Source organism: Priestia sp. KCTC 13724 (genome assembly GCF_056820425.1).
Genome location: NZ_JBXDLD010000014.1, coordinates 1 through 7,766 on the forward strand (window position 1 = coordinate 1; position 7,766 = coordinate 7,766).

The following is a 7,766-nucleotide window of genomic DNA, read 5'->3' on the forward strand; positions in this document are numbered from 1 at the left end:
GCAAAGATAAAATTGCTGAAAATTTAGATTTTTATAAAGCGTTGAATTATTTTAATGCGACACTAGTGACAAAAAATGCAAAAGAATTGATTGCATTGATTCACACTATTGAAGCATTAACAACGTATTTAAAAACAATTAACACCAACAAGCACGAACCATTACATATAGGAGAAGCTATGGGATGCTGGCTTTATTTTACTACGCTTACCGAAGAAATACCGGCCGTTGAAACGTCTTTACATACAACAACAGATAAAACGCTATTAGAACTTGCTCATGAATCAAAACTGTTAGCTTTGACTCAGCGAGATAAGCTCAAGGAATTCATGCTACAAGAAGGGATACCACTTTCTGATATTCCAGCTCCAAAACCAAAATCTGATCCTCACCAAATACCTCTGGTTGTACGCGCAACAGATTCTGAAATTGCTAATTTAATGTCAGAATCTGTTGCTTCGAACATCATTATGTGCAGTACAAACATTGGTCAATCCATCCGTAATGATGTTGGTATGCTCTGGCTAAAGCTTCATAGTGAAAAGGTTGCCTTTGGCTTTAAGGTAAAAGAAACACAGCGGGAAAAAGGCTGGTTAAAAAACCGCCAAGCTACACTCCTCCAGGTTCTTAAATTCAGATGTGTAAATTTTTTCGACATTTTTGGTTTAACTTTCTCCAAAACGTCTATATACATAGCAAGGAGATTGATATTCTTCTTAAAGAACGAATGAACTTAACCATTAGCACGTTGCACGTACTAAAACTAGGAGGTTTTACAAATGACAAACGTAAAAGTAGTCGAAAATGGTGTTCAGGCAAAAGAAACGATTGATCAATTCTTACGAAGTGGATATACGAAAGATGAAGTTTATTTGCTCGCACATCACAAAGAACGCTCCAAGCATTTAACAGACGCAACGGATGTAAACAACATTGGATTATCAGAACAAGGACTAACTGATTCAGTCGCAAACATTTTCCGTTCACGAGGAGATGAGCTTCGTTCAAAAATGGAAGCGCTTGGGTTATCTCAAGTAGAGGCTGAAAAGTATGAAGAAGAATTGGACAAGGGTCGCGTTTTAGTCGTGGCCAGTAAAAGTGCATAATTAAAAAGACGCGACTAGTAGTCGCGTCTTTTTACCTGTTTTTCCTTAATCGTTTTCAATGTGAAATCATATTCCCAAACGCTTGAAGTTGTTAATTCTACACATGCTAATCTCCCTTTGCTCACAACCTGAGCTCCGAGGTCGATTCCAATTCTCGCCCCGTCAAACGCTACGTTCGGTGCCGGCGTATGTCCGTGGACAACAGGTTTACCGTTTGTTTCTTGCAGGAGGCGATTAATTGGCGTTTGATAAAACTCTTTGCGGGGTAACCACAAGTTGCTTCTATTAATAAAAGCAGTTTTATAAGGTAGTTGAAAGCCAGCATGCGCATAAACGTATTCATTATCTTCAAAAATAAGAGGTAGGTCTTTTACCCACTGAATGGCTTCATCAATACCCTGTTTCCCAAATGCTTCAATAATGGTGCTCGAAGAACGTTGCCCACCAAACTGCGACCACATCGGATTTTTACCTTCAATATACCAAAGCATCATTTCTTCATGATTTCCGATTGTGACGTGAACGTGTTCATACGCTTCATTTAATCTTTTTATTTCTTTTAAAACTTCACCGCTATAGGGACCACGATTAATCATATCTCCTACGATTACGAGCTGATCTATGTTTGGGTTAAATTTCACCGCCTCTAATAAACGCATCATTTCATAATAACTGCCGTGAATATCACTTATTGCAAATTTTCTCACGCTGCCCTCTCCTTTTTACTTCATAAATCTATTATACGCATAGGCCAGATGGTTTTGAACTCGGTAAAAAGCCGCTAATGCTAGCGACTTTTTTAATCACAAGATTTTATGTATTGTTTTCAATCTTTACTTTTACGCTCCCAACCTTGAGATCGAGCCCATAATCAATGATAAATAAAATGGAAGCTAAGATAAATTCAGCACCAAAGGATAGCGTAATTCCTTTAACGAATGTATCCGCTGTGTAAACAGCAAACCAAGAGAACCAAATGTCGATAGTGGCAATTAAAATGAAGCGGCTTAAAGCTGATGTAGCGAAGGGTTTAAATAGTGAAATCAGTGCTCTAGAAAGTAAATCTACTATGCTTCCAACAATCAGTACAAGCAAAACAAACCATAAAAAAGCACCTGTTGTTGTATACGTAACTCCCACAAATTTAAATATGCCTAAGAGACCAAAAAAGTATACTCCTGCGATAACAACAAGCGCTACGATGATAATTAGCGTAACGAATGAAATCGCAATTACCTTGGACATCATATCTTCTTTTTTCTTTTGTTTTCTCATTCTATCTCCTTTACTGTTAGAGTTAAGTTAAATTATACCAAAAACCAACAAAAAAAGGGCTAGAAAAATCTAGCTCCTTCTTTCTTGTCACTCTTTTTTCTTCAGCGCTTGCTTTAATGCATCCCCTAAGCTTGAGCCAAAGTCACTGTCGTCACTGTATTTATTAAGCAGTTTTCTTTCTTCTCGCTTCGTCATTTTTTTCTTTTTGTCTTCTGCTTTTTCAACAACTTGACACTGACGACATTGGAAATACTTACCTGCTTTTCCGTCGTGAATTCCCATCTTTTTATGGCACTGTGGACAGCGACGATTGGATAACTTTGGATCTTTAGAACGTCGGTAGCTACATTCAAGGCTAGAGCAAACAAGTACTCTCCCTTGCTTTGTCTTTTTCTCTTTTAAGAATGAGCCACATTCTGGACATTTTGATCCTGTTAAGTTATGAGGCTTATACGTTTCTTCACTCGTTTTTACCTGCTGCACAAGCTTTGCTGTTTGCTTACGAATGTTAGCTAAAAATTCTTTTGCGTTTCCTTTTCCTTTTGCAATTGCTTCTAGCTCTCGTTCCCATTTGGCTGTTAAATCAGGTGATTTTAGTTCATCTGCTACAAGCGAAATAAGCTGCTTTCCTTTTGGCGTCGGATGCAGACGGTTATTTTGTCGATCAATGGACTCATTTTGTAATAGCTTCTCAATAATATCAGCACGAGTTGCTGGCGTTCCAAGATTATGCTTTTCCATTTGAGCAAGTAAATCCGCTTCTGAATGACGAAGAGGTGGTTCTGTTAAAGCATGCTTCATTTCAACCGATTTAATGGATAAAGCAGCGCCTTCTTGTAAATGAGGTAACGATGCCTCTTCTAAATCACTATTAGTTACTTGTTTAAATCCAAGGTTTATCACTCGTTTTCCTTGTGCTACAAGCTGCTCTCCGTTCGCTTCAAGCTCTACTTTTACCGTTTCAAATTCGTACGCAGGGTAAAATAGTGCCATGAAGCGCTTAGCAATTAAATCATACAGTTTGCGCTCATCCGAAGATAAATCCTGCAAGAAGACAGGCTGGTCGGTTACGATAATCGCATGGTGATCGCTGACTTTTTCATTGTTCACTACGCGTTTTGGCAGCTGTGCATTTTTAGCAATCAGCGGCCTCACTTCTTCTTTATAGGCACCTGATACGGCTTCTAATCGCTCTTTCATCGTTCCAACCATATCCGTTGTGAGGTAGCGAGAATCTGTTCGTGGGTAGGTTACGAGCTTGTGTTGCTCATATAATTTTTGTAACACGTTTAACGTCTTTTTAGCTGAAAATCCGAAGCGCTTGTTAGCATCTCGCTGCAGTTCATTTAAATCGTATGGAAGAGGCTGTGCTTCTTTCATTACTTTCTTTTTGACATGCTTAATTATGGCTTCACCCGCAAGTTTATCACGAAGTTCTTTTGCTTTTTTTTTATTAAAAATGCGCTTTTCTTGGCCGCCTTGCCACTTTGCTTCAAACCCAGGTAAAACTGCGGTTAACGTCCAGTACGGCTGCGGCTTGAATGCTTGAATTTGCTGTTCCTTTTCGATAATCATGGCTAGAGTTGGAGTTTGTACCCTTCCTGCTGATAAAGGCTCTTCATACTTTGTTGTTAGCGCACGGGTAACGTTGAGGCCAATTAGCCAATCTGCTTCTGAGCGACAAACAGCTGAATCATACAGGCGATTAAACTCTTTTCCAGGCTTTAGTTCTCGAAACCCTTGCTTAATCGCTTTATCTGTTTGAGATGAAATCCACAAGCGTCTAAATGGCTTGTTCCATCTTACTTTTTCCATGATCCATCTCGCAACAAGCTCTCCTTCGCGCCCTGCATCTGTTGCAATAATTAACTCTTTGATGTCGCTACGTTTAGCCAGTTGAGAAACTGTTCGAAACTGTGGGCTTGTTTTTTTAATCACCTTCAGTTTCATTTTCTCTGGCATAATCGGTAAATCTTCCATTCGCCACGTTTTATATTGATTATCATAATCTTCTGGTGTTTGCAATTCAACCAAATGACCTAATGCCCATGTTACGACATATTCAGGTCCTTCAATATAGCCTTTTTTCATTTGAGTGCAGCCAAGTACACGTGCTAAATCTCGCGCAACGCTTGGCTTTTCTGCTAATACAAGTGATCTCATTTTATGTATACCTCCAATTCACTTGTTCCATTATACATGTATTATGATTGTTTGTGTATGATTAGATAAGTTTACATAATAATTTTATAGTCTATTATAAATAAAAAAACCATAGTAAAAGAGGCTGGGACATAACTAGCCAAAAATAATGAAAAAGGGTTCTCATCATCGCATTTTGATGATGAGAACCCTTTTTTGTTGATCTGTTTGATTGGTCTATGCACATTTTACGCTGGAGGCGATGTACTTTCGTACATTCACCGCCATGAACGCAAACCCTAATTCGTTTTTCACGTTCTCTTTGCCTCTTACGGACATTCGAGTGAAACGCAAATTAGCCTTCAGATATCCAAAAACTGGTTCTACGTCAATCTTACGTTTTCCGTAGATTTTACCCGTTTTTTCTTCTCTTTTCGATACATACTATATGTGATAAGAGGCGTACGCTTTCTTTTCTGCACATCGAGGTAATTCTCTTCACTTCCATATCCCGCATCTGCGACAATATAGTCTGGGAGTTCGAAGTAGTGATGTTCAATTGCGTCAAGAAACGGACAAAGTGTTCGTGTGTCCGTTGGATTTGAAAAGACATCGTAAGCAAGTGTATATTGACCTTCTGTCGCAATTTGCACATTATACCCCGCCTTCAGTTGCCCATTCTTCATGTAGTCATCCTTCATACGCATAAACGTGGCATCATGATCTGTTTTTGAATAACTATTCCGTTCGTTAAAAATCTCCATGTCTTTTTCATACTTTAACTTACGTTTCACAAAGTCGTGAAATTGCTTATACGCTTTCTTCGGTTCTTTTCTGCTTGATCGCAGTTGTTTTCGTTCATCGGCATCTTCACTTGCTTCAATTTCTTTTGTCAACTCTTCAACCTTTTCTTCTAATTTTTTAGTGATTAGAGATAATTCTTCAACAGAAAGTTCGTCCGAACTTTCTCGTTCGATCTGTGGAATAATTTCTCTTTCTACTAGTTCGTCATACAGCTGGGTTGATTTCTCCAAGAGGCTCGCACTATACTTTTCGATTGATTTGCACCAGACAAATGTGAACTTATTGGCATTTGCTTCAATCTTCGTTCCATCAATGAAGATTGCTTCATTATCAATCTCGTTCTCTTGAATAAGTTGACATCGAAACTGGACAAAGCACTCACGAAGAAGCACTTGAACTTCTGGGTGAACACGAAATCGATTGATTGTCCGATAGCTCGGTTCGTAACCTTGAGCTAGCCACATCATACGTATACTATCTTTGAGAAGCGCTTCAATTTTTCTTCCTGAAAAAACTGACTGTGTGTAGGCACATAAAATGATTTTCATCATCATGCGTGGATGGTAAGCAGGACACCCCGTTTTCTGTAAGAAGCCGGCAAAGGCTTCATCTGGAATATGTTCAACGAGATGGTGAACGGCGAAGGCAATATCATTTTCTTATAATTTTATTTCTAAATCTAAAGGCAAAACCACTTGATTCATGTTATAATCTTTAAACATAAGGACCCTTCTTTCCGATAAGATTTTGTGTGGTAACTTTATTTTATCAGAAGTGGTCCTTATTTTAATGTAAAAATAAACAAAGCCGGTGAAATTTTACTCGTCGTAAAATTTCACCGGCTTTTTCGGTTCAGAGGAGGGTTTTGTCCCAGCCTCTTTTTGCTTTACATGGTCTATTGATTTTTAATGTATTTCTATATGTATAAAGAACCTGATCGGACTAAAAGAATAATGGTAAAGAGGATTTTATTTATGAGCAATAGCAATCAGCACGAGTACTTCTATTTATTCTAAATCCCCTTCTTACTTCTTTGTCTGAAGAACATTAATAATTAGGTGTGACAGATACTGTATTGATAATAAAATTACTCCTAAAGTGTTAGATAGAAGGAATCGGTACAATCATGGTATACTAATAACAAACATGGAAATGATGGAGGGTATTATGACAAAACGATTAGATTTGCGTGTCGACTTCGCATTTAAATCACTATTTGGCACACATGGAAATGAATCTATTTTAGCTGCTTTTTTGAACGCAGCACTCCGTTTTCCAGATGATAAAAAAATTCAGACGGTGCAGTTATTAGATCCGCATTTTAATAAAGAAAACCAAGAAGATAAACGCTCTATTTTAGATGTGCACGCACAGTTAGAGGATGGAAGTCGCGTCAATATTGAGATTCAGCTTAATAACAAACATGACATGGAAAAACGAACGCTCTATTACTGGTCTAAAATGTACAGTAGTCAAATGAAAGAAGGAATGGACTACGGAGAGCTTTGTAAAACGATTACCATTAACATTGTGAACTTCCGTTATTTATCTCATATTCATGATTATCACTCCACTTTTCGGCTATATGAGCGAGAGCAGAAATTACTCTTAACAGATATGCTAGAAATTCATTTTATGGAGTTACCTAAGTTACTCATTAAATGGCGTAACAGAGAGGTAGATCCACGAGAAGATCAACTTGTGCGATGGTTATTATTACTTGAAGCATCCGAAGATGAAGAAATCACTCAGGTATTGGAGGAGATTGCGATGCAAGAAGATCAAGTATTAAAGAAAGCGATGGATGAATGGGAACGTGTTAGCCAAGATCCAGAAGTGTTATTAGCATATGAAGCACGAAGAAAAGCATTATTAGATGAAAAGTCAGCTTTAAAACGAGCTGAGAAACTTGGAGAAGAAAAAGGAAAACAAATAGGTGAAGAAATAGGCGAAAAGAAAGGTATCATAAAGGTGGCCCTAAGTATGATTCAAAAGGGTTTAGATACCCAAACAATCGCTGAATTTACAAACCTTACACCAGAAGAAATTGATAAATTACGTCACCAATAATCATAATTAAAAAAGGACTGCCTAACAAATTAATTTGTTAGGCAGTCCCTTTTTTAACTTCCTCATTATCAGCACATCTAATTTGAAGTTTATTGTAATTGAGTTAGCTTATATTTATTTTCTCTTTATTATGCAGCGTACTAAATGTTATTACGTACTATAGCAGGAAAATATAAGTCTTATATTTTTTCACTAGTGTTGCATTAAAATAATTTCAGTTTTAAAAACACTCAAAATCTTCAATAATCTCGTTTTGCGTAAAGAAAAAGTCCTTTATAATGGATAAAGTCAGGTGGTCATCCCGTCCAAATCCATTAAAAAGGACCCACGTATGGACAAGATTACACCAAAAACTTCATTTGGACAATG

At 37.6% G+C, this 7,766-nt stretch carries 6 protein-coding genes and 1 pseudogene; 3 read left to right on the top strand and 4 right to left on the bottom strand.

Going from position 1 to position 7,766, the window contains the following annotated elements; all coding sequences use genetic code 11:
* Both AC1UFB_RS01460 and AC1UFB_RS01465 read left to right on the top strand, forming a co-directional pair.
* A partial coding sequence (locus AC1UFB_RS01460; protein WP_482588363.1) for a DUF3231 family protein occupies window positions 1-731 on the top strand: 731 nt, incomplete at its 5' end.
* Between the two features lie 48 nt (window positions 732-779).
* Complete coding sequence (locus AC1UFB_RS01465) at window positions 780-1,106, top strand: YflT domain-containing protein (protein ID WP_100347684.1); 327 nt, start codon at window positions 780-782, stop codon at window positions 1,104-1,106.
* 14 nt (window positions 1,107-1,120) lie between these two features.
* On the opposite strand, the gene AC1UFB_RS01470 is transcribed toward AC1UFB_RS01465, so the two are convergent.
* The 4 genes and pseudogenes from AC1UFB_RS01470 to AC1UFB_RS01485 all read right to left on the bottom strand — a co-directional run bounded on the left by AC1UFB_RS01470 (window position 1,121) and on the right by AC1UFB_RS01485 (window position 6,049).
* Window positions 1,121-1,813 carry a metallophosphoesterase gene (locus AC1UFB_RS01470; RefSeq protein WP_025910231.1) on the bottom strand — a complete coding sequence of 231 codons (693 nt, stop codon included), beginning with the start codon at window positions 1,811-1,813 and terminating at the stop codon, window positions 1,121-1,123.
* 106 nt (window positions 1,814-1,919) lie between these two features.
* Entirely contained in the window at window positions 1,920-2,381 is a 462-nt protein-coding gene (locus tag AC1UFB_RS01475) for a YrvL family regulatory protein (RefSeq protein WP_025910232.1), read from the bottom strand.
* Window positions 2,382-2,468: 87 nt separating this feature from the next.
* A complete protein-coding gene (locus AC1UFB_RS01480; RefSeq protein WP_482588366.1) occupies window positions 2,469-4,544 on the bottom strand; it encodes a DNA topoisomerase III in 2,076 nt (691 codons plus the stop codon).
* Window positions 4,545-4,638: 94 nt separating this feature from the next.
* Window positions 4,639-6,049, bottom strand: a pseudogene (locus AC1UFB_RS01485) (IS1182 family transposase).
* A gap of 445 nt (window positions 6,050-6,494) precedes the next feature.
* Here AC1UFB_RS01485 and AC1UFB_RS01490 point away from each other — a divergent pair.
* Window positions 6,495-7,397: an Rpn family recombination-promoting nuclease/putative transposase gene (locus tag AC1UFB_RS01490; protein WP_226701755.1), complete on the top strand. Its 903-nt coding sequence runs from the start codon at window positions 6,495-6,497 to the stop codon at window positions 7,395-7,397.
* The last annotated feature ends 369 nt before the right edge of the window (window positions 7,398-7,766 follow it).